The organism is Bordetella genomosp. 4 (assembly GCF_002261185.1).
In the GTDB taxonomy this organism is placed as follows: Bacteria; Pseudomonadota; Gammaproteobacteria; order Burkholderiales; family Burkholderiaceae_B; genus Bordetella_A.
On sequence record NZ_NEVQ01000022.1, the window covers coordinates 364669 to 386988 of the forward strand.

Annotated in this window: 21 protein-coding genes; 9 read left to right on the forward strand and 12 right to left on the reverse strand. The window is 60.1% G+C overall.

Annotation, left to right across the window (positions count from 1 at the left end):
* Complete coding sequence (locus tag CAL20_RS22920; RefSeq protein WP_094823393.1) at window positions 1-1005, reverse strand: Bug family tripartite tricarboxylate transporter substrate binding protein; 1005 nt, start codon at window positions 1003-1005, stop codon at window positions 1-3.
* 156 nt (window positions 1006-1161) lie between these two features.
* Between CAL20_RS22920 and CAL20_RS22925 the strand changes: the two genes are divergently transcribed.
* On the forward strand, window positions 1162-2238 hold the full coding sequence (locus CAL20_RS22925; protein ID WP_179266725.1) for a LacI family DNA-binding transcriptional regulator: 1077 nt from the start codon (window positions 1162-1164) through the stop codon (window positions 2236-2238).
* A 34-nt stretch (window positions 2239-2272) separates the two neighbouring features.
* Here CAL20_RS22925 and CAL20_RS22930 read toward each other — a convergent pair whose 3' ends face one another.
* A complete protein-coding gene (locus tag CAL20_RS22930; protein WP_094839101.1) occupies window positions 2273-3178 on the reverse strand; it encodes an AraC family transcriptional regulator in 906 nt (301 codons plus the stop codon).
* Window positions 3179-3336: 158 nt separating this feature from the next.
* On the opposite strand from CAL20_RS22930, the gene CAL20_RS22935 reads away from it, so the two are divergent.
* The gene (locus CAL20_RS22935) at window positions 3337-4407 is read left to right on the forward strand and encodes an aldo/keto reductase (RefSeq protein WP_094839102.1); all 1071 of its coding nucleotides are present in this window, start codon (window positions 3337-3339) and stop codon (window positions 4405-4407) included.
* A 44-nt stretch (window positions 4408-4451) separates the two neighbouring features.
* Complete coding sequence (locus CAL20_RS22940; protein ID WP_094839103.1) at window positions 4452-5207, forward strand: Atu4866 domain-containing protein; 756 nt, start codon at window positions 4452-4454, stop codon at window positions 5205-5207.
* A gap of 77 nt (window positions 5208-5284) precedes the next feature.
* Here the strand turns inward: CAL20_RS22940 and CAL20_RS22945 are convergent, their stop codons facing one another.
* Entirely contained in the window at window positions 5285-6328 is a 1044-nt protein-coding gene (locus tag CAL20_RS22945; protein WP_094839104.1) for a DUF72 domain-containing protein, read from the reverse strand.
* 208 nt (window positions 6329-6536) lie between these two features.
* Between CAL20_RS22945 and CAL20_RS22950 the strand changes: the two genes are divergently transcribed.
* Window positions 6537-7640 carry a branched-chain amino acid aminotransferase gene (locus CAL20_RS22950; RefSeq protein ID WP_094839105.1) on the forward strand — a complete coding sequence of 368 codons (1104 nt, stop codon included), beginning with the start codon at window positions 6537-6539 and terminating at the stop codon, window positions 7638-7640.
* A 39-nt stretch (window positions 7641-7679) separates the two neighbouring features.
* Here CAL20_RS22950 and CAL20_RS22955 read toward each other — a convergent pair whose 3' ends face one another.
* The 6 genes from CAL20_RS22955 to CAL20_RS22980 form a co-directional block, all read right to left on the reverse strand.
* Window positions 7680-8264, reverse strand: a complete 585-nt coding sequence (locus CAL20_RS22955) for a helix-turn-helix domain-containing protein (protein ID WP_094839106.1) — start codon at window positions 8262-8264, stop codon at window positions 7680-7682.
* A gap of 12 nt (window positions 8265-8276) precedes the next feature.
* The gene (locus tag CAL20_RS22960; protein ID WP_094839107.1) at window positions 8277-9569 is read right to left on the reverse strand and encodes an NAD(P)/FAD-dependent oxidoreductase; all 1293 of its coding nucleotides are present in this window, start codon (window positions 9567-9569) and stop codon (window positions 8277-8279) included.
* Window positions 9570-9580: 11 nt separating this feature from the next.
* On the reverse strand, window positions 9581-10270 hold the full coding sequence (locus CAL20_RS22965) for an amino acid ABC transporter permease (protein ID WP_094839293.1): 690 nt from the start codon (window positions 10268-10270) through the stop codon (window positions 9581-9583).
* Window positions 10271-10272: 2 nt separating this feature from the next.
* Complete coding sequence (locus CAL20_RS22970) at window positions 10273-10965, reverse strand: amino acid ABC transporter permease (RefSeq protein ID WP_094823407.1); 693 nt, start codon at window positions 10963-10965, stop codon at window positions 10273-10275.
* Between the two features lie 4 nt (window positions 10966-10969).
* Window positions 10970-11761, reverse strand: a complete 792-nt coding sequence (locus tag CAL20_RS22975; RefSeq protein ID WP_094823408.1) for an ABC transporter substrate-binding protein — start codon at window positions 11759-11761, stop codon at window positions 10970-10972.
* A gap of 90 nt (window positions 11762-11851) precedes the next feature.
* Complete coding sequence (locus CAL20_RS22980) at window positions 11852-12601, reverse strand: amino acid ABC transporter ATP-binding protein (RefSeq protein WP_094823738.1); 750 nt, start codon at window positions 12599-12601, stop codon at window positions 11852-11854.
* Window positions 12602-12709: 108 nt separating this feature from the next.
* Here CAL20_RS22980 and amaB point away from each other — a divergent pair, with 108 nt between their 5' ends.
* The 3 genes from amaB to CAL20_RS22995 all read left to right on the forward strand — a co-directional run bounded on the left by amaB (window position 12710) and on the right by CAL20_RS22995 (window position 17438).
* Window positions 12710-14212 carry an L-piperidine-6-carboxylate dehydrogenase gene (gene amaB, locus CAL20_RS22985; RefSeq protein WP_094839108.1) on the forward strand — a complete coding sequence of 501 codons (1503 nt, stop codon included), beginning with the start codon at window positions 12710-12712 and terminating at the stop codon, window positions 14210-14212.
* A 160-nt stretch (window positions 14213-14372) separates the two neighbouring features.
* Window positions 14373-16778 carry a glucose/quinate/shikimate family membrane-bound PQQ-dependent dehydrogenase gene (locus tag CAL20_RS22990; protein ID WP_094839109.1) on the forward strand — a complete coding sequence of 802 codons (2406 nt, stop codon included), beginning with the start codon at window positions 14373-14375 and terminating at the stop codon, window positions 16776-16778.
* A gap of 45 nt (window positions 16779-16823) precedes the next feature.
* Entirely contained in the window at window positions 16824-17438 is a 615-nt protein-coding gene (locus CAL20_RS22995) for an ABC transporter ATP-binding protein (RefSeq protein WP_094823411.1), read from the forward strand.
* Between the two features lie 18 nt (window positions 17439-17456).
* Here CAL20_RS22995 and CAL20_RS23000 read toward each other — a convergent pair whose 3' ends face one another.
* The gene (locus CAL20_RS23000; protein WP_094839110.1) at window positions 17457-17870 is read right to left on the reverse strand and encodes a cupin domain-containing protein; all 414 of its coding nucleotides are present in this window, start codon (window positions 17868-17870) and stop codon (window positions 17457-17459) included.
* A gap of 92 nt (window positions 17871-17962) precedes the next feature.
* Here CAL20_RS23000 and CAL20_RS23005 point away from each other — a divergent pair, with 92 nt between their 5' ends.
* A complete protein-coding gene (locus tag CAL20_RS23005; protein WP_094839111.1) occupies window positions 17963-18307 on the forward strand; it encodes a hypothetical protein in 345 nt (114 codons plus the stop codon).
* Window positions 18308-18336: 29 nt separating this feature from the next.
* On the opposite strand, the gene CAL20_RS23010 is transcribed toward CAL20_RS23005, so the two are convergent.
* Window positions 18337-19311 carry a GlxA family transcriptional regulator gene (locus tag CAL20_RS23010; protein ID WP_094839112.1) on the reverse strand — a complete coding sequence of 325 codons (975 nt, stop codon included), beginning with the start codon at window positions 19309-19311 and terminating at the stop codon, window positions 18337-18339.
* 123 nt (window positions 19312-19434) lie between these two features.
* Between CAL20_RS23010 and CAL20_RS23015 the strand changes: the two genes are divergently transcribed.
* On the forward strand, window positions 19435-20115 hold the full coding sequence (locus tag CAL20_RS23015; protein WP_094839113.1) for a DJ-1/PfpI family protein: 681 nt from the start codon (window positions 19435-19437) through the stop codon (window positions 20113-20115).
* A 77-nt stretch (window positions 20116-20192) separates the two neighbouring features.
* On the opposite strand, the gene CAL20_RS23020 is transcribed toward CAL20_RS23015, so the two are convergent.
* On the reverse strand, window positions 20193-22289 hold the full coding sequence (locus CAL20_RS23020) for a catalase (protein ID WP_094839114.1): 2097 nt from the start codon (window positions 22287-22289) through the stop codon (window positions 20193-20195).
* Window positions 22290-22320: the final 31 nt, after the last annotated feature.

The following is a 22320-nucleotide window of genomic DNA, read 5'->3' on the forward strand; positions in this document are numbered from 1 at the left end:
TCAATCCAGCTTGATATTGGCAGCCTCGATGAGCTCGCCCATTGCTTTCAGATCCTTGTTCAATAGATCCGAGAATTCTTGCGGAGAAGACGACAGGACTTCGTAGCCCTGCGCCTCTAGCGTTTTGCGAAATGCGGGATCGGTGAGGATGGCCACGATCTCGGTGTTCAGCTTTTTCACGATGGCACCGGGCGTGCCTTGCCGTACCAACAACCCGTTCCATACGCGAGAGACCACCCCATCGACGCCCTCCTCACTGAAGGTAGGCACGCCGGGCGCGCTGTTGGCGCGCTTGGTGTCCGTCACCGCCAGAATGCGAATCTTGTCCGACTTTTGATAGCCGACGATGGCGGGCAGGTTGATAAACATCATCGGAATAGCGCCGCCCATGACATCAGTCAATGCCGGCGGTGCCCCCTGATACGGGACATGCATCAACTCGATGCCCGCTTGCTTTTGAAACAGCACTCCCGCCAAATGCATGGAATTGCCGTTCCCCGCTGATCCGAACGCAATCTGCCCCGGCGCCTTCTTGGCCGCGGCAACCACATCCGCAACGCTGTGATATGGCGTGCCGGTATTGACGATCAGCACGTTAGGCATTTGATGCGTCAGCGTGATTGGCTGCAGGTCCTTGACGGGGTCGTAGCCCATGTTCTTGTACAGATGCGGGTTGACCGCCAGCGTGCTGGTCGAGCCGAGCAGCAAGGTATAGCCGTCCGCGGCCTGCTTGGCCACCAGGGCCGAGCCTATGTTGCCATTCGCGCCAGGACGATTTTCCACAATGACGCTTTGCCCCAGGCGCTTGCCCAATTCACTGGCCATGCTGCGCGCGAACTGGTCGGCGACGCCGCCGGCCGGATACGGCACCACCAGAGATACCGGCTTTTTGGGGTAATCCTGCGCCTCATCCGCCAACGCGGACAGTGGGGATAGCGGCAGGCAGCTCAGCAACGCTGCAGCAAAGGCAAATCGACGTCTGGATCCAGATCCATTTACGGCCATCTTTTGTCTCCCGGGGCACAAAGTCCCTCTTCGTTCTCGTGCAATTTCTAGCGAATTGGCATCTCAGGGTTAGCTCCAATGTTACCGGTAACTGTTACCGGTAACATTGGACGCAGTGTAGGATCAACATTCGATCTGGCGCCATCAGTAGAAACCATGACTCAACACAATAAGTCCGACACTAAAGAGACCCCACGCGCGGCCCGTCGCAAGACCGGGACGTACACCATCCATGACGTTGCCAATATGGCTGGGGTGTCCTCGATTACCGTCTCCCGCTACTTCAACTCGCCCGATAAAGTGTCCGCCGCATTGCGCGAGCGCCTGAAAGAGATCGTCGACAGCATTGGCTATGTTCCCAGTCAAGTCGCCGGCGGACTCGCCTCGGGCAGAGGCCGCGTGGTCTGCGCCGTCATGCAGAACATTGCCAGTACAACGTTTGCGGATCTCGTAAAGGGAATGACCGATGAACTGCAGTCGTCGGGTCTGCAGCTCTTGCTGGCGAACGCGCAGTATTCAAAAGAACAGGAAGAACAAGCCATCCGCACTTTTGTGGGTTGGCATCCCAGTGCGCTGATATTGACCCGTGATGATCACACCCCCGCGTCGGAGACCATACTGAGAGGGTTGAACATTCCAATCGTCGAGGCCTGGGGATTTGTGCCGCAGCGCCCTTTTCATCAAGTGGGATTTCCGCACGCTGAAGTCGGCGCAGTACTCGCCGGACACTTTCTGGATCAAGGATGCCAGCGCATTCAGTTTGTATTGCCAATGGCCTCAGAAGATTTCCGTGCCAAACAACGGGCTGACGGATATGCATCGCAGATGCGAAAAGCCGGTTTCAAACCAGATATCCAGGTCGCGACGCATGCTGACGACTTTGATGTCGGCGAAAAATGGATCGAGTCATTCGCAAAAGCGCCAAAACGCTCGCGCCCCGAGGCCGTGATTTTCTCCAACGACAACATGGCCGCCGGGGCTATTCTGCATGCGCCGGCGTGTGGTGTAGCGCTGCCTCGTGATTGCCTGATGGCGGGGTTCGGAGATGCGGCGATATCTGCACGCTTGACGCCTGCGTTGACGACGGTGAGGCCGCCTAGATACCAGATCGGTCAACACGCGGCGCGGGCGATATTGAAACTCTTGAATGCTGAAGGGGAAAACCCGGCGGATCTGGTGCGGGATGAGTTCGAGAGTGAGTTGATTGTCAGGGAAAGCAGCCGACGTAGATGATCTGCGCGGTACGTCCGTCAGGACTGGCTCATTCTTATGAGCATGGTGCAGACGCCTGTACTATCCCACGTAATCGAGAGGCGTCCTTGGCAGGCGGAGCGCCAAACATACGGGCATAGTCGCGGCTGAACTGAGACGGGCTTTCGTAGCCGACACAAAACCCCGCGACTGCAGCGTCCATCGCCTCAGAGACCATCAGCCGGCGCGCTTCCTGCAACCGCAATTGGCTGCGAAAATCCAGGGGGCTCATGAATGTGACCGCCTTGAAGTGCGCATAGAACGTCGAGCGGCTCATGCCGGCCACGTCGGCGATTTCTTCGATCCGGCGGTTTTCGCGGTAGTGTGCCCGCAGCCAGGCAATACCCTTGGCGATCTGATTCAGTCGGCTGTCCGCCGCCGCCATCTGCCGCAGAATGCCATTTCCCGAATCCGTTAGAAGACGATAGAGAATCTCGCGGATCATTAGCGGGGCCAGGGCATCGATATCGCGCGGCGTATCGAGCAGCGCTGCCAGCCGTACCGCTGCGTCCAACAGTTCCGGGGTGGTGTCGTTGAGCGCGATGCCGGCCGACGGTGCATCGTCGTTCCGGCCATGGACCGGATAACGCAAACAAAGATCGCTCAGTTCGGCCAAATCGAGATCGACTACCAGGCACAGATAGGGAGCCGCCTCGCTGGCCTCGATGACTGCCCCGGTAACAGGCAGATCGACTGATGCCACCAAATACCTCGCCGGATCGTACACGTAGGTAGTTGTTCCCAGCATCACCCGCTTCCGCCCCTGTGCAATAAGACAAAGTGTCGGCTCATACACGACAGGCATCGGCAGGGTAGGAGTATCTGAGCGGATCAGGCTCACACCTGGAATCGGCGTGCCGTAGGTGCCATTACCCGGAGTATGACGATCCAAAATATCGACAAGCTTTGTCAGGGAACCCATGTGTCACTCTAAGAGGATGTTGGCGCTCCAACGACTGGAGAGCCGTCAGTTCGGACGATCGTACAAGAACTCAGGACGATCCCGCTACAACGATTCGCATCACTCGGCTCAAACTTCTGCCTGCGGATTCAACACCTTCACTCAGGCAGGAGATCATCATGTCCCATCCCACTGCGCTCGATCAATACCGTCTTCTCGGACGATCCGGCATGCGCGTCTCGCCACTGGCTCTCGGCACCATGACCTTTGGTGCCGACTGGGGCTGGGGCGCCGACGATGAGCAGGCACGCAGGATCTTTGATATCTACGTAGACAGCGGCGGCAATTTCATTGATACGTCGGTCAACTACACAAACGGCACATCGGAACGCATTCTGGGCCAGTTGTTGAAAGGCAGGCGCGATCGCATTGTGGTTTCAACCAAGTTCACCATGGCGCGTGATCCAAGCGACCCCAATTCAGGAGGAAATCACCGAATGAACCTGGTGCGCTCGGTGGAGGCCAGCCTGCGGCAGCTCGACACCGACCGGATCGAACTGCTGCACCTGCACGCCTGGGACTTTACAACCTCGGCCGATGAAGTCATGCGTGCGCTGGACGATCTGGTGCGATCCGGCAAGGTCCTCTATCTCGGCATCTGCAATACACCGGCCTGGAAGGTCGCGCAACTGCAAACCCTGGCTGATCTGCGCGGATGGTCTCCACTCGTGGCTCTGCAAATCGAGTACAGCCTGGTCGAACGCACCCCCGAACATGAATTGATGCCGATGGCGCAGGAAATGGGCTTGGGAGTCATGCCGTGGTCACCGCTCGGCGGCGGCATTCTAACCGGCAAATACAGCCGGGACGACCTGCAACAGGCGAGCGAAGCCGGTGTCTCTGTGACGCGGAAGGGAGTGATCGCATCGTCTGGGCATATGACAGCGCGCTCGCTGGACATCGCTGAGGTCGTGAACGCCGTTGCCCATGAGATCGGTGCAACGCCGTCTCAGGTCGCACTGGCCTGGACGCTGCTGAACCCTGCTGTCGTCGCACCTGTCATCGGGGCCAGAACGCTGATACAGGCTCAGGACAACCTGGGTGCGCTGAGGATCTGTCTGGACACCGAGCATATCGCCCGATTGAGTCAAGCTAGTGCACCCGAGGCCATCTTTCCCAATCGTTTTGTGGAACGCCCCATGGTTCAGCAGCTGATTTTCGGCCAGACAAATCTGCAGCGCCGCGTCTGAACGAAGCGGCTTGGTTTTCTCTCATAAACACAGGAGCACACCGCATGTTGATTTTCAGATACATCACCACAGTAACGGCGCTGATTTTCATCACACTGCTCAACGGTTGCGCGAATGCTCACACCGCCGGCTCGACAACCGAGCGTAATCGGCAGTTCATCGTGCAGGCCTTCGAACAATGGGCGGCCGGCAACGGGACGTTCTTTCAAGACGTGCTGTCGCCTGACGTCGTCTGGATAATCAAAGGAACGAGCCCCGCAGCCGGAACCTACCGAGGCCGGGACGCGTTCATGGAGCAGGCAGTAGCCCCCTTTGCAGCGCGACTGGCTGCACCCGTGCGGCCCACAGTGAAAGATGTATGGGCCGAGGGTGACGATGTCATTGTTCACTGGGACGGCGCCGCAACAGCTGCCGACGGCGAGCCTTACCACAACAGCTATGTGTGGATTTTCCGAATGGAAAATCAACGCGCAACTGAAGTCATCGCCTTCCTAGACCTCGTCCCCTATGACGACGTCATAAAACGGGTTTCTATTGAGCAACAAGGAAAAACGCAAATGAATGAGCATCCTTACATTGGAATGTGGGTAACTGACGACGGACACATCCGCCATGAGCTTCTTGCCAACGGCCGATACGACGAGGCCCGCGGCAGCCGCGAAAGCGCCTATCAAGGCCGCTATGAGGTGAAAGGCAAGCACATCGATTATTGGGACGACACCGGATTCACCGCCGATGGCGTATTCGTCGATGAGAACACCCTTCATCACGGCGGAATGGTTTTTCGCCGTCAAGGATAGGGTCGTGTAATGATGCGAGTGCCTGGCTCACCGATCAGTTATCCGGTTCCTCGGCAATGGCTACCATGTGACATGCGCTATGCCGCAATCGCTCGAGCGAGTTCTTGAATAGAAAGCGGCGCACAACCCTCGGCATCATTGCTGACAGTCACATAGGCAGGCTGGCCTGCGCCCGTGATGCCGCGGATGGTGCGTGCCAGCACGGCACGTGTATGAGGATCTTCGCTAAGAATGGCGTTGAATGGATCGTGCTTTTTTTGCGCGTCGGAATAGCCATACGCGCCAAAGATCCGATTCAAGGTCCAACGGCAGACCAGCGGGCCCGGCCATAGCGCACGCAGCATGGGCAGCTGCTCCTCGATCGGCGGCATCTTGCCGTGCAGGCCCAGGCAGAACGTAGCCCCGTGCGCCTTGAGTGTGTCTACCAGCCCCTGGCTCAGCAACTCGGGATCTCGGACTTCCACCGCCACGATGACGGCGCCATCCGCAGGCAGCGCCTCCCGGACGGCAGCCAGCATAGCGTCCAGCCGCTCTAACAGAGACGCGGGATGGCCAAGCCAGTTCCAGGGCAAAGGACTGAGTTGAAAGACCAGGACGCCCAGCTTGGCGCGCAAGCCGGCGAGCGCCGGCTGGACAAAGTGTTCCACGGCCAGGCGCGGATCGAGAAAATTCGGATTGGCCTTGCGCGCCTTGCCGTCCTCGCTGCGTATCTGGGCATCGGTGATGCTGGCGGGACACTTGACGACAAAACGGAAATCCTCGTCGACCTGCCCTGCGTAAGCGGCGTATTGGCTGGTCGTCAACGGCCGCCAGAAAGTACGGTCCACGCACACTGTCCGCAGCAACGGATGCCGATGGTAGGCCTGCAGGCCATTTTTGGACAGCGTAGCCGGAGCGTAATCACCATCCCACACCAGTCCATCCCAGCCCGGATAGGACCAGGTAGAGACACCAAAACGCAATTGCGCTGGCAGTTGCTGCGCAAGATCGCGCCAGCCCTCGACGCTGGCCGCGGGCTGCACCCCGTTCGGGTTCAAGCTGATGAAAGAAACCGGATCCCCCTGAGGGGCAGTAGTGTCCTCCGGCTGCGTAGCGGTATCTCCAAATAGGTCGTCTTGCATGCTTGGATACTGGCATTGAAACAGGCTAAAGCGTACCGTATTGCCGCCTGGATGGCGGAAAGGAGTAATCTCACCCTGCAGAGCGATCCAGCTCCTCCCGGCCCGTCGCCCGAAAGGATTACACTTGCTGACAACGGGCACGTGATCCCGGCCTGCGGCTTTGCCTTTTGATTCAAGCCGTTATTTCAGTGAACTAGCGAATATTCCCATGTCCAACACCGTCTCTTCTCCTGTTTCCTTCACTACGATACGTTCTACGACAGCGCGGACGGTCGCCGAACGCGACTCCATCCTGGCCGATCCCGGGTTTGGGAAATATTTCACGGATCACATGGTCTCGATCGACTGGACCAAGGAAAAGGGTTGGCATGATGCCGAGGTACGGCCTTACGGTCCGTTGCAGCTGGATCCGGCGGCCTCGGTCCTGCATTATGCGCAGGAAATCTTCGAGGGCCTGAAGGTCTACCGCCATGCCGATGGCTCGGTCTGGACGTTCCGTCCGCAAGCCAATGCGGAACGCATGCAGCGCTCCGCGCGCCGCCTGGCCCTGCCGGAACTGCCCACCGAGATATTCATCGAGTCGCTCAAGCAGTTGCTGGCCGTCGACGCCCCCTGGGTGCCATCCGCACCGGAAACCAGCCTGTACCTGCGTCCGTTCATGATCGCCAACGAGAGCTTCCTGGGTGTTCGTTCGGCGCACCGTGCGGCCTACTACGTGATCGCCAGCCCGGCGGGCTCGTATTTCGCCGGCGGGGTCAAGCCCGTCTCGATCTGGCTGTCGACCGACTACGCGCGTGCGGCCAAGGGGGGTACGGGTGCTGCCAAGTGCGGCGGCAACTATGCAGCCTCGCTGCTGCCTCAACAGGAAGCCTACGAAAACGGCTGCGCTCAGGTGCTGTTCCTGGACCCGCTCGAGGGCAAATACCTCGAAGAACTCGGCGGCATGAATGTGTTCCTGGTCCGAAAGGACGGAACCTTGGTCACTCCCGAGTTGTCCGGCAGCATTCTCGAGGGCGTGACCCGCGCCAGCATCATTCAATTGGCCCGTGACCGCGGCCATGAGGTGCAAGAACGCAAAGTCTCGGTACAAGAATGGCGCGATGGCTTTGCATCAGGCGAGATCGTGGAGGCTTTCGCTTGCGGTACCGCAGCGGTGGTCACGCCGATATCGGTGCTGAAAGGAGCCGACTTCACCGTGGGCGACGAGAATGCGCCCGCAGGCAAGCTCACCATGGCCTTGCGCGAGGAATTGACGAATATCCAGTATGGCCGTACGGCTGACCGTCACGGCTGGATGATGCGTCTGGCCTGACGGTTACTGCAAAGTAAGCCTTTCGAACTACCGGAAGGTTTACTCCTCGCCGATGTCTGCGTGCGTAGACACCCACAGTACCAGCGCGTCTTTCTTGCTCACGCTGATCACTCGATGGCCCATGCGGCTGTCGATGTAGAAACTCTCGCCCGCTCGCAGGCGGGCCGGCTCGTAAAACTCGGTGTAGAGCTGGACTTCACCTTCCAGGACGTAGACAAACTCCTCGCCCCGATGGCGGCTCCAGTCGTGGAACTCCTCAAACGAGCGAGCCTTCACTCGGGTATGGAACGGCATCATGCGCTTGTGCGACAGCGCGGTGCACAGCAGACGGTGGTCGTAGTACGGCGTTTCGTACGGGCGTCCTTCCCCCGCAAGGCTGAGACTGCGGCGTCCGGTGCCCATATGGGCGTCCGATGCTGTGAACAATTCGGCCACGTCCAGATCCAGGCCCGCTGCGATCTTGATCAAGTTGTCATAGGTAGGCGACAGCAGGCCGTTCTCGATTTTGGACAACGTGGACGCGGACACGCCGGTAGCCGCTGCCGCCTGCTTCAAAGTCCAAGTCCGCGCTCGACGCAAGGCTCTCAGCCGTTGTGCCAACACGCTCTGTTTGTCGTCTTCCATCTATACGCCCTGTCATGCCCGCGACCGCCTCTCCCGCCACCAGTCGCGGGCCTGGTACGACCAATAAGTCAATTGAACCGCCGCCCTGCCGACACTGCCACCGGCCCATGCAAGCCCAAAGGGGGCAAACAACTTGTAGCGCTGGGTATCGCCTGCGATGCCCTCGGCGACGACTCGGCCGCCAATCGCGGTGGTATTCATGCCATGTCCGCCGAACGCCGTGCAGTACCAGACATCCGGAGCCAACTGGCCAATCTGTGGCATCAGGTGCCGCGCGTAGGCCATGCGTCCCGACCATGCCGTCTCGACCTTCAACCCGGTCAGCTGAGGGTAAACGGAAAGTAATTCGCGACGCAGCGACTCTGCCAGATCCGGCGGATCGTTCACACGGGTGGTGATTCTACTGCCCCAACCAATCCGGCCGCCATCGAGTACCCGGTAATAGTTGCCGGCGCGGCGGTCATCGCCGATGGCGGCATTGGTGCGGATGGCGTCCCGGACCCGATCGCCCAGAGGCTCCGTCAGCATGATGTAGGTGACTATCGGCTGCATTGCCCGGCGCAACGCGGGCACGATTCCATCCGTATAGCCGCCGGTGGCCAGCACCACGGAGCGGGCGTCGACTTGGCCCTGCCCGGTTCTCACGCGCTTGACTGCGGCGTCCAGTTCGACATGCTGGACGGCAGTATCCTCGTGAATCCGCACGCCCAGCCGCGCGCATTCGCGGGCCAGCGCGCGAGCGTAGTTCAACGGATGAAAGTGAAACGACGAAGGATCTTCGATCCCCTGGTGATAGACGTCCGATAGCAGCCGCTCACGCACCTCGGCACGGGTCAGAAAGCGGACATCTCGGCCGAAGTCGCGCTGCTGGCTATCGCACCATTGCCGCAGCGCGTCGGTCGCCTCATAGCGCACCACGCGTAAACGGCCGTCTACCTTGTGCGCGTCGTCGATCGACAGATCGCGGATATTGGCGCGGATGATTTCCACGCCTTCCATAGAAAGCCGGTATAGCTGACGGTAGTGGTCTTCGTCCACGTGCCGGCGTATGGTATCCGTGCCTGCAGCAAAGGCAGGCGACACCGATCCGCCGTTGCGGCCCGATGCGCCCCAGGCGATGCGCCGCCCTTCCAGCAAGGTCACTTCACGCCCGCGCCGTGCCAGTTCAAGCGCGGTGGACAAACCAGCCAACCCTCCTCCTATCACGCAGACATCGGTGCTATCGGCCCCCGTCAACGATGGATAGTAGGTGCCGGTGTCGGCCAGCGTACGGCGGTAATAAGTGTCAACGTACTCGGATGCCATGATGCTCTGTCTCAGTGCAGACTTGCGCCCTGCAGGCCGCCGGCCAGCCGCCTTTCGAGCCAGTTGGCCAGACGCAGCAGCGGATAGCAGTAGATGAAATAGATGGCCGCGATCATGCCGTAGATAAAGAGCGATTTGGACGGAAAGGTGATGATGAATACTTCGCCCTGCCGCGTCAGTTCGGTGATGCCCACCACCGACAGAATGGCTGTGCTCTTGATCAACATGACGTAGACGCCGCTCATCGGCTGCACGATGAGGCGCATGGCCTGCGGCAGAATAACCAGCCACAGGATTTGCAGAGGTTTGAGGCCGAGCGTCATCGCGCCCTCGGTCTGGCCACGCGGTACCGACTGGATAGCGCCCGTGACGATCTCTGCCACATAGCAGGACGTGTAGACTGATAGCGACACAAACGCCGCCGTGGCGGAATCCCAATGCAGGAGTTCGATGCCGGTGCTGGGCAACACGAAATAGAAGATGTAGAGCTGCACCAAAAACGGCGTACCGCGCAACACGTGGATATACAACCCCAGCAACTGATGCACGCCGCGGATTCGATAACTGCGGATCACGCCGATCACGAATCCCAGCAGCGAGCCGGCGATGATAGCCACGAAGGAAACCTTCAGCGTTTCCCAGAAGCCCTTCAACAGGAAGGGCAGCACGACGCCTGCGGTGGAAAGATAGGAGTCCAGCATGATCACCTCGCGTTCCAGGCAGGACCCGCCAGCCAGAGACTCACGCCCTTGGACAACAGCAGCATGCAACCGTAGATCAACAGATAGCCGGCTGCGATGGTCAAGAAACTCTCGCTGGGTACGATACGGTCGCTGTTCATTTGCACGCCAGCGGCGACCAGTTCGAATACGGTGATCAATGACAGCAAGGAGGTATCCTTGATCAGCACCGCGGTCTGGCCTAGCAGCGGTGGCAGCGTATTGGCGAAGGCCTGAGGCAGCACGACGTAGCGCAAACGCTGGCGGTAATTCATGCCGCAGGCCTTGGCACCGTCAATCTGACCTCGCGGCACAGATTCGATGCCCACGCGAATGATCTCGCTCATGTAGGCAGCGTGGTGCAGCGTCATTGCGATGATACCCAGCAGCATCTCGCTCCAACCCTTGGCCCCTGGCACCAAGTATGGCACGGCATAGTAGACCAGATAGATCTGCACCAGGAGCGGCGTCGAACGGATGAACTGCACATAAGCCGCCACGGGACGCCAAACCATGCCCCGCGACGACATATGGGCAAGTGCTATCGGAATGCCCGCCAACACCGATAGCACGAGGCTCGCGCCAGCAGCAATGAGCGTGTTGCCCAGGCCGGTCGCAAACTCGCCTGCGTACTGGCTGACGATGCGCCAGTTATAAAAATCGATCAGCCAGTCCATGAGCTCAGTGCTCTTTCTTCCACTCGGTGGAATACCAATACTTGACCAGTTCAGGCAGCGAGTTATCAGCAGTCTTCAGGGTCTGCCAGTTATCCAGCCAGAACTTCAGACGCACGGCATTGGGACCCACAGCAAAGGCCAAGGGCTCACGCACCATGACGCCATCCAACACCCGCAGGGTGCCGAAGTCCGCCAGAAACTGGTTGGCGGTGGATAACGACATGATGCCGGCATCCAAGCGGCCGCTGGACAGGGCTTGCCCTACCGGGGCGCTGCCGCCAGAGAACTCCTTCAGGGTGGCCTTGGGCAGCATTTTCTTGCCTACCTCCGCATACGTGCTGGCCCCCAGCGCGCCGACGGTCACGCCCTCTTTGTCGAGTTCACCATACGACTTATACGGCGAGTCCTTGGGGACGACTGCGACCGTGTCGGCGTAAAACATGGGCAGCGAGAACAGCACCTGCGCTGCGCGCTGCGGCGTGGGCGTCATGTCGGCAGCGACCATATCGGCCTTGCCCGACAGCAGCGCGGGAATCAGGCCCTTCCACTCATAGTCCTGCAGCACCAGCTTTACGCCCAGGTCGTCGGCCATGCGCTTTGCCACTTCCACAGCCAGACCGGTGCGTTTGCCGTTTTTGTCCATGAAACTCATGAGCGGCCCTGACGTCTGGACCGCCACCCGTAGCTCGCCGCGCTTGAGGATGTCCGCCAGCTCGTCGGCCTGTGCAGGAACGCTGACCGCCGCAGCTGCCAACGCGAGACCCGCCACGCCTAGCCATTGTTTAATTTTCAGCATGTCTAACCCCTTGTGGTGAATGGATTCCTATCATTCCGGGCACAGCGCATCACGCGCCCGTGCTTCTTGTTTGCTTCTTTGCTGCTGGAACTACAGGATCATCTCCAGGAACGCGCGCGTGCGCGCCTCTCTGGGATGACAGAAAACTTCGTCGGGCGTACCCATTTCGACGATACGGCCAGCGTCCATAAACAAGGCACGGTCAGCTACGTCGCGGGCAAAATTCATTTCATGGGTTACGACGGCCATGGTCATGCCCTCGCGCGCCAAGGTTCGCATCAATTCCAGGATGCCGCCCACCGTTTCCGGATCGAGCGCCGAGGTCGCCTCGTCGAACAGCATCAGCTTGGGATCCATGGCCAGCGCACGGGCAATAGCGACGCGTTGTTGCTGGCCGCCAGACAGCTGGCTCGGGTAACGATCACCATAATCGGCCATGCCGACGCGGCCCAACAGTTCGCGGGCGTGGCGCTCGGCTTCAGCTCGGCTGCGTCCGCGCACCACTCGTTGTGGCAGCACGACATTGTCCAGCGCCGTGCGGTGCTGGAACAGATTGAAATGCTGGAACACCATGCCCACCTCGGTACGCCATAGATTGACGTCGGTGTTCGGATCGGTGAGCGACACACCCTCCACACGGATCGTGCCGCTATCAATACTCTCCAACCCGTTCAGGGTGCGCAGCAAGGTGCTCTTGCCGGAGCCCGAGGGCCCCACCACCGCCATTACCTCACCCTTGCCGAGCTCGCAATTGATGGTGTCCAGCGCGCGATGAGGGGCCTGCCCATCACGGTGATAGGTCTTGGTGACTGCTTGCACAACCAACAACGGATCCGTCACGGAGTCCCCTGCAGAAAAGGTTTCGCATTTCACGTCAGAGTTTCGTATAGTAAATTTTTTTCCAGAATCGCCACTTAGGCATAACCCTTAAAAAGCGAAGGAACTGGCATGGACACCCCTCAAGAAATCTTGCGAGCGCTCGGCCTGAATGCGGATTCGCTGACTGGAGGAACGCTGAGCGCGCGCAGCCCCATCGACGGCGCCGAACTAGCCCGGGTGCATGAACACAGCGCCGCCCAGGCCCACACCGCCATCACGCGCGCGCATCAGGCTAGCTTGGTGTGGCGTGACGTCCCAGCGCCGCGCCGCGGCGAACTGGTCCGTCTGTTCGGCGAGATTCTGCGCCAGCACAAGCGCGAGTTGGGCCGCTTGGTCAGTCTGGAGGCCGGCAAAATCATCGCGGAGGGCGAAGGCGAAGTTCAGGAAATGATCGACATCTGCGATTTTGCGGTCGGCCTGTCACGCCAGCTGTATGGCTTGACCATCGCATCCGAACGCCCTGGCCACCGCATGATGGAGACGTGGCATCCGCTGGGCGTGGTCGGCGTGATCAGCGCCTTTAATTTCCCAGTCGCCGTATGGTCCTGGAACGCGGCGCTGGCACTCGTCTGCGGCAATGCCGTAGTGTGGAAGCCGTCAGAGAAAACACCGCTGACCGCACTGGCCTGCAAGGCGCTCTTTGCCCAGGCCACACAGCGCTTCGGCGAGACTCCCGCCGGTTTGGTGGAGGTGCTGATCGGTGGCCGAGACATCGGGGAAGCGCTGGTGGACTCGCCTACAGTAGCATTGGTGTCGGCCACCGGGTCGACCCGCATGGGCCGACAAGTGGGACCACGCGTGGCCCAGCGTTTCGGCCGCGTGCTGCTGGAGCTGGGCGGCAACAATGCCATCATCGTCGGCCCGACGGCTGACCTGGACATGGCCGCGCGCGGGATCGTGTTCGGCGCCATCGGTACGGCGGGTCAGCGCTGCACCACCACGCGCCGCCTGATCGTGCACGAAAGCGTGGCCGACGATCTGTTGCAGCGTCTGCACAAAGCCTATGCCAGCGCACCTATCGGCAATCCGCTGGACGCGAGCAACCTGGTCGGCCCGCTGATCGACCGCGCCTCGTTCGACACTATGCAGGCGGCGCTGAAGGCCGCGCGCGAACAGGGCGGCAAGGTGACCGGCGGCGAACGCGTGCTGGCCGAGGAATATCCCGATGCCTGGTACGTACGCCCCGCTATCGCAGAGATGCCCGGCCAGACCGACGTAGTGTGTCACGAAACCTTCGCGCCTATCCTCTACGTCATGCGCTACACCGATTTCAACGCGGCATTGGCGCTACACAACGGTGTGCCGCAAGGCTTGTCATCGGCCATCTTCACCAATGATCTGCGCGAAGCCGAAACCTTCTTGTCGGCATCGGGCTCGGACTGCGGGATCGCCAATGTGAACATCGGCACCTCGGGCGCTGAAATTGGTGGCGCGTTCGGCGGTGAAAAGGAAACGGGCGGCGGTCGGGAATCCGGTTCGGATGCATGGCGCAACTACATGCGCCGCGCCACCAACACGATCAACTACACACGCCAGCTGCCGCTCGCCCAGGGCATCAAGTTCGGCGAATAGCGCTCTTGGCCGAGCCGGCGGGGCTGCTTGAGCAACCCCGTCCCGAACAGCCACCGTGCAGGCGGTGGCTGTACAGGCGACTTCAAAAAGGCCGCATACCGTTGTACTACGAACCGGTATGATGGATGGGTTGTTGATCTCACTCCTAAAGGATCACGCCATGAATACCAACGGTCAATACAGGAGCGTGGCCCAGACTATCGGCTGGGTAATCTTGCTGATCATTGCGCTCTATTCTCTAGTGGGCGGCGTCTGGTTGGCGACGCTGGGCGGCTCGTGGTACTACGCCGTGCTGGGCATCGTGCTGCTGGTGTGCGCGGGGCTGCTGTGGAGCAATCGTGAGACGGGGTTGTGGCTTTACGCGCTGGTGCTGGCGGCCACCGTGGTCTGGGGCGTGTGGGAGGCCGGAACCGATTTCTGGGCACTGGCGCCGCGCTATGACATCCTTTTCCTGCTGGGCCTATGGTTGTTGCTACCGCCAGCCACGCGCGGCTTTGCCGCGCCCCGCCCCGCGAAAGCCGCTATCGGCATAGCCATGATAGCGATGCTGGGCGTGTTGGGATACGGCATATTCAACGACCCGCAGGAAATCAACGGCACCCTCAGCCGCGCGCAACCGGCCGAGGCAAAGCCCGTATCCGGAGTCGCCGCGGAGGACTGGCCATCCTACGGGCGCACCGAAGGCGGCGTACGCTACTCGCCGCTCACGCAGATCAATGACAGTAACGCCAAAAACCTGCAAGTCGCATGGACCTATCGCACGGGCGATTTTCGTACGGAGAATGATTCCGCCGAGACCACCAACGAGGTCACGCCCATCAAAGTCGGCGACAAGCTATTCCTATGTACGCCCCATCAGTTTCTCGACGCGCTCGATGCCGCCACCGGCAAACGCCTATGGCGCTACGACCCGAAACTGAAAGCCGACAAGACCTTCCAGCATCTGACGTGCCGCGGCGTGTCCTACCACGATGCCGGGAACACTGAGCGCTTTCCGGCCAGCCTCGCCAAGGGTGACAGCACCGCGTCTACCATCTGCCCACGAAAGATACTGCTGCCCGCCAACGATGGCCGCCTGATTGCCGTGAATGCCGACAACGGCCAGAAATGCAGCGACTTCGGCAACGACGGTGAGATCGACCTGCAAAAAAGCATGCCTCATGCCTATCCTGGCGGCTACAACCCCACCTCGCCGCCCGTGGTGACATCAACCACCATCGTCATAGGCGGATCGGTCACGGACAATTTTTCCAACAAAGAGCCGTCTGGCGTGATTCGCGGCTACGACGTGCGCACTGGTGCGCTGAAATGGGTGTTCGACACCGGCGCGCAGGATCCGAACGCCATGCCGGGCGAGGCCACGCAGTTCGTGCACAACTCGCCGAATGCCTGGGCGCCGCTGGCCTATGACGCGCAGAGCGACGTCGTTTACGTCCCGACTGGCGTAGGCACCCCAGACATCTGGGGCGGAGACCGCGATCCGTTGAAAGAACGCTATGCCAATTCCATGCTGGCGCTGGACGCCACGACGGGGCGCCTCATCTGGCATTTCCAGACGACGCACCACGACCTGTGGGATATGGACGTGCCGGCGCAACCGTCGCTCATGGACGTGACACTGGCGAATGGCCAGACCATGCCGGCGATCTATGTGCTCACTAAGACCGGCAACGTATTTGTGCTTGACCGCCGCAACGGGCAGCCTATCGTGCCCGTGACGGAAAAAGCCGTGCCGCAGAATGTCGCACGCGGTCCGCAGACACGCGACGAGCGTTACGCCCCGACGCAACCGTTCTCGGCCCTGAATCTGGCGCCGCAGGAAAAGCTCACGGACAAGGACATGTGGGGCGCCACGATGCTCGACCAGCTCATGTGCCGTGTGATATTCAAACGCCTGAATTACGACGGCATCTACACGCCGCCTTCTGAAAACGGCACGCTGGTGTTTCCCGGAAACCTCGGCGTGTTCGAATGGGGCGGCATGTCGGTGAACCAGGATCGACAAGTGGCACTGATGAATCCCATCGGCCTGCCCTTTGTCTCCAAGCTCATACCCGAAGACGCGAATCGCCCGCATAAAGAGAAACACGCGGGCGCAGAAAGCGGCGTGCAGCCCATGTACGGCACGCCGTATGGCGTCGAGCTGAATCCTTTCCTGTCGCCGCTAGGCCTGCCGTGCAAGGCCCCGGCCTGGGGCTACGTCGCAGGCGTCGATCTGCAGAACCACCAGGTGGTATGGAAAAAGCGCATAGGCACCATACGCGACAGCCTGCCGCAGCTGTTCCAACTGCCGCCCTTGAAGATCGGCGTGCCCGGCCTGGGGGGCCCCATCTCGACTGCCGGCAACGTGATGTTCGTCGCAGCCACGCAAGATAACTATCTGCGCGCTTTTAACGTCAGCAACGGTGAACTGCTGTGGGAAGGACGTCTGCCCGCGGGCGGCCAAGCCACGCCGATGACCTATGCTGTCAATGGCAAACAATATGTGGTCGTGATGGCCGGTGGCCATGCCTCGTTCGGCACCAAGATGGGAGACTATCTGGTGGCCTACGCCCTGCCGGACTGATAGCCCAGACCTTGCATGACCAGAACATCAGCACATACATCCAATATGCTACGCATCGACAACCTCAGCAAAAGCTATGGCGATCACCTCGTATTTCAGGGGCTGACGCAATCTTTTTCCTCTGAATGCGTGGCGCTATGCGAAGAAGACAGCACAGGCAAATCCAGCTTGCTGCGTGTTATCGCAGGCGTGCTCGCTCCGGATGAAGGAGACGTCTGGATCGATGGGCATTCGATCATCAATGCCGCTGGACAGGCAAAATCCCGGCTGGCCTACGTGCCCGACAATTGCTTGGCGTTTCCCGAGCAGACGGGCAAAGGTTTGCTCGAGCAGGTGGCTTTGGAGAAGAAAGCCCCCATAGATGAGGCCGTACTCGACCTTGCTTCTCGGCTGGGGCTGACGCCTCATCTGGACAAGCGCTTCGATCAAATGTCGACAGGGACACGCCGCAAAGTCTTTCTGACGGCCGCCGCCATTGGCGACCCGGCGGTCATCATCGCAGATGGCCCCAGCAACGGGCTCGACGCACAAGCCCGCGCCGCGCTGGCCGAACAATTCCGAATCTGGTCTCGGGATCGCGTGGTGCTGTTCGCCAGCCATGATTACGAGCTGGTTCAGGTTTGCGGAGCAAGGGCGATCAATGTCGCGGGTTTGAGCTGAAACGGTTCACTAACACCATCACGGACTCCAACCAGAGGGAGCCAACTCGAAGCTGGCATACTCGAACCCGGGCGCGACGGTACAACCTACCAGCGTGTAACGCCCTAGCGGGCGGGCTGCTTGCCAGACATTAGCCGGCACTACGGCTTGCGGCCGTTCGCCATTCACCACATCGATACCGAGCGTGATGTCTTCGACCTGATTGCCATCGAACAGCGAGAGAAGCAATGGCTCGCCGGCATAGAAATGCCAGACCTCCGCCGCATCGCGCACGCGGTGCCAGTGGGAGCTGTCACCGGCCTCCAGCAAATAGTAGATAGCCGTTGAATGAGCGCGCGTTTCGCCGCGTACATCACGAAAAGTCTCGACATACCAACCGCCTTCCGGGTGACGCTGCATGCCTAAAGTCTCGATAATTTCGCTAGCTTGCATTGAATGCTGTCCTTGTCGCAGGAGGGTTGGAGACCATGGGAAAAGCAGTTATGCTCAGTGCAGTAGGCTGTTCGCGAACTGAAGGAGCACGCATGAATAAAACCACACTTTCGGGCGCAATTGGCGCACTCGTCCTGTTTCCTGTCCTCTGCACCGCAGCGGCATCGCCTCCCGCATCGACCTCAATGACGGCGGAGCAACGCCAACAACTCGATACCGATCGCAGCGGCAACGTGAGCCAAACAGAATACCGGGCTTTCATGGACGCGGCCTTTGGAAAACTGGACGCGGATTCGGACGGCTATCTCGGCAAGAACGATTTCCCTAAGGAAGTCACCGAGAGTCAGTTTGTGGCGATGGACACGAACCGCGACGGCCGCGTCGCTAAAGCAGAATTCATGACTCAGGTGATGAAAGACTATACGGCAGGAAAGTAAACGAGGTAGCCGTTCCGGCCCAACTCCGGTCAGGCAATCGAGAAGCGCTCCCGGTACGCTTGAGGGCTGATCCGTAGCAATCGGATGAAACTACGCCGCATGCCCTCCTCGTTGCCAAATCCGCAACGGGCGGCGATACGCTTGACCGACCACGCGGTATCGACAAGCAGCCGCCGTGCCGTCTCGACCCGAAGTTTCTCAACCGCACGCGCAGGCGTCATACCCGTTTCTGCTTTGTAGTGGCGCATGAAACTGCGCTCGCTCATGTGGAGCCGTCTGGCTAACACAGGAACGGACAGGTCGGAGCCCAGATGCTCGCCCATCCACGTGTGCAATTCGCCAAACTGATCGTTCGCGTTTTGCATCGAGAGCGTGGCGCTGAACTGTGATTGGCCTCCCGGCCGCTTCAGAAAGACGACGAGCTCACGAGCGACTTCCAGCGCCATCGAGCGCCCCAGGTCCTCTTCCAATAACGCCAGGGCTAGATCGATTCCTGCGGTCACTCCCGCGGATGTCCAGATGTCACCATCCCGAACGAATATGGGATCCGCCTCTACACGCACTGTTGGATAACGTTTCGCGAGCTCGTCGCAGCGCGACCAATGCGTTGCCACGCGGCGTCCATCCAGCAATCCGGCCTCTGCCAACAAAAATGCACCGGAACAAACGGAGGCGATGCGTCTCGACCTGCCTACTTGCCGCCGAATCCAATCAGTCAGCCGCGTATCCGCCGTGGCGGCATAGACGCCGCGCCCGCCGGGTACCACCAGCGTGTCGATCGGCCCTCTCACGGTACGCAGGGAGTGGCTCAACAGGGCCAGGCCGGAGGACGAGGTCACGAGCCCCGGATCAGCCGACACGACTTTGGGAGCATAGGGCCGTGCGCCCCCTCGTGCTGCCAAAAGCTCATTGGCCGAGGCAAAAACCTGCAGTGGCCCGCTGACGTCCAGCAATTGAACGTCCGGATACGCCAGCAGCAAAATGGATCGGGCTTTGGTCGACATGATTTGGCAGAAACCGAGGGGTAATTGGCAATTCCGCCAAAGGCTACCTGCATAGAATGTATCTGTCTATCTCGAGCCGCGTCGTTATCTCGCGTCGCCGCTACCTTTGAAAAAGGCATCCTCATGACGATTCAAATCGGGTTTCTGGTATTTCCCCGCGTGCAACAACTGGACCTGACCGGCCCTCACGATGTCCTCGCGTCGTTGCCTGACACAACGATCCAGTTGATCTGGAAAACACGTGAGCCCGTGGCATCCAGCAGCGGCCTTATCTTGACGCCCACCACCACCTATGAAGACTGCCCCCCGCTGGACGTTATTTGCATACCCGGCGGGAGTGGTGTGACGGATTTGCTGCAGGACAGCCAGACCATCGAATTTGTCAAAAGACAGGCCGCCAGCGCTCGATACATCACGTCCGTGTGTACCGGAGCGTTATTGTTGGGTGCGGCAGGATTACTACATGGCCGGCGAGCGACTACGCACTGGGCCTCTCACTCATTGCTTGAACCCTTGGGCGCCATTCCGACTCACGAACGGGTAGTCCGCGATGGCAACATCATCACAGGTGGCGGCGTGACAGCGGGTATTGATTTCGGATTGACGGTAGCCGCGGAACTGGCGGGCGCTGAGCAAGCGCAGGCTATTCAACTCCAGCTCGAATATGATCCGGCGCCGCCGTTCAATGCCGGCAGCCCGGATGTCGCGCCGCGGTCAATCGTGGAACTTGTAAAGCGACAGTCCGAACCCGGGCTTGCAGCTCGACGCCGGATCGTTGCCGACATCGCTGCCTCGCGAAACTGAGTGCGCGGCGCCGCCCGAGCTCTTCGGGCGGCCGGATACAGGCGCCAGCGCACTCTCGCTACAAGACAGGTACCGGATCAAGCCAGCATTCGCACCTTGGGCTCACGGTCCCATTGCCGCGTCTTGGCTGCCGCGATAAAACCGCGAATATCGTCGGTCCCTACCACGCCTGGGTCCTTCGCGACGTCTCCTGCCTGCAACACCGCTTGCGCCCCCTCGTTGGCAGCAATCGCCTTCAGATGTCCGTAGGCATCCCGGACCCAGTCAACTGCCGCGGCCTCCTTGGCGAGTTTTTTGCCGGCCTCGGCGGACAACACGATAGCAACCGCGTCGAAAACCACGGATGGCGTTCCCGCCAGCTGCCCGTCGGCGGGCAGCTTGGTCCCGTCGCTCAGCTTGGCGCCGCCCACCTTGGGCGCAACGATCTTGACGCTGGCCCCAGCTGCCTCCGCCGCCTGGCGTAGCGACTGAATCGTAGCCGCGTCCGAGCCGTCGTCAACCAGGATGCCAACCGCTCTACCCTCCAGCGTGGCTTTCATTTTGCCGATGATCTGCAATGCTGGCGATGGCGGCATATCCTGGGGTTTGACAGCGGCCGGCGGCGCAGGCGGCAGGCTGTCCAACGCCAGGCCATCGGCCACGCGCTTGGCCAGATCGCCATCGATATGGCGCAGGTGCCCGACGAGGGCTTCCCGCACATGGAGTGTTTCTACTTTGGACAACTCGAACACCAGCGCCGAGGCGATATGCGCCTGCTCCGGCGCGGTCTGGCTCTTGTAAAACAATCGCGCCTGACTGTAGTGGTCGGCGAAGCTCTCAGGCCGGATGCGCCCCTTGGTTCCATCCTCGGCGGGTTGTGCGTAGCTGCGAAAACCCGATGCGGTTTCGCGGGGCGTATCGGCCTGCAGAGAACTAGGCTCGTAGTTCACTCGTCCTTTTGGAATCTGCATCTGCATATGACCGTCGCGTTGCAGGTTAGCGAACGGACACTTCGGCGCGTTGACAGGAATCTGGTGGAAGTTCGGTGACCCGAGGCGGGACAGCTGAGTATCGAGATACGAAAACAAACGCCCCTGCAGCAGAGGATCGTTGCTGAAATCGATCCCCGGCACGATATTGGCCGGACAGAACGCTACCTGTTCGGTTTCTGCAAAGAAATTATCCGGCCACCGATCGAGCACCATGGTCCCGATCACAGTGAGCGGCACGGTTTCTTCGGGAATCAACTTGGTCGCGTCTAGATGATCGAAGGGAAACTTCGCGGCGTCCTCTTCCGTGAATAGCTGCACGGCCAACTCCCATTCCGGAAAGTCGCCTCGCTGAATGGCCTCAAACAAATCCCGCCGATGGAAATCCGGATCGGCGCCCGCGATTTTCACCGCCTCGTCCCATACGGTCGATTGCAGGCCCAATTTCGGTCGCCAATGAAACTTGGCGAAGGTGCTTTCTCCCTTCTCGTTGATCAGACGGAAACTGTGAACGCCAAAACCCTCGATCATGCGCAGAGAACGGGGAATTGCCCGGTCGGACATTGCCCACATGATCATGTGCATCGATTCCGGAGTGAGAGAAATGAAATCCCAAAACGTGTCGTGCGCAGTCGCCGCCTGCGGGAACCCGCGATCCGGCTCCATCTTCACCGCATGCACCAGATCGGGAAACTTGATGGCATCCTGAATGAAGAACACCGGGATGTTGTTGCCTACCAGGTCGAAGTTGCCCTCCTGGGTATAGAACTTCACTGCAAAACCGCGCACATCGCGTGGCGTGTCGATCGAGCCGGCACCACCCGCAACCGTAGAGAACCGCACGAAGACTGGAGTCTTGGCACCGGTCTCCGTCAGCAACTTAGCGGTGGTGTACTTCTTCAGCGATTTGGTCAACTCGAAGTGACCATGGACCGCGGAGCCGCGCGCATGGACGATACGCTCCGGAATACGTTCATGGTCGAAATGCGTGATCTTCTCGCGCAGGACAAAATCTTCCAGCAACGTCGGCCCGCGCGTCGTCGGGCGCAAGGAATTCTGGTTGTCGGAGATCGGGATACCCTGATTGGTGGTCAGCGGCGGGTGTGCCCCACCTGCTTCCTGATGAAGCTCATCACCGTTTCCACGGCGATCGGACTTGCTCTTGATGACAGACGCACCGGAACGACTTTTCGGTATATTGGCCATGGCTGGGCTCTCCTTGAGGGATGGCGGGCTG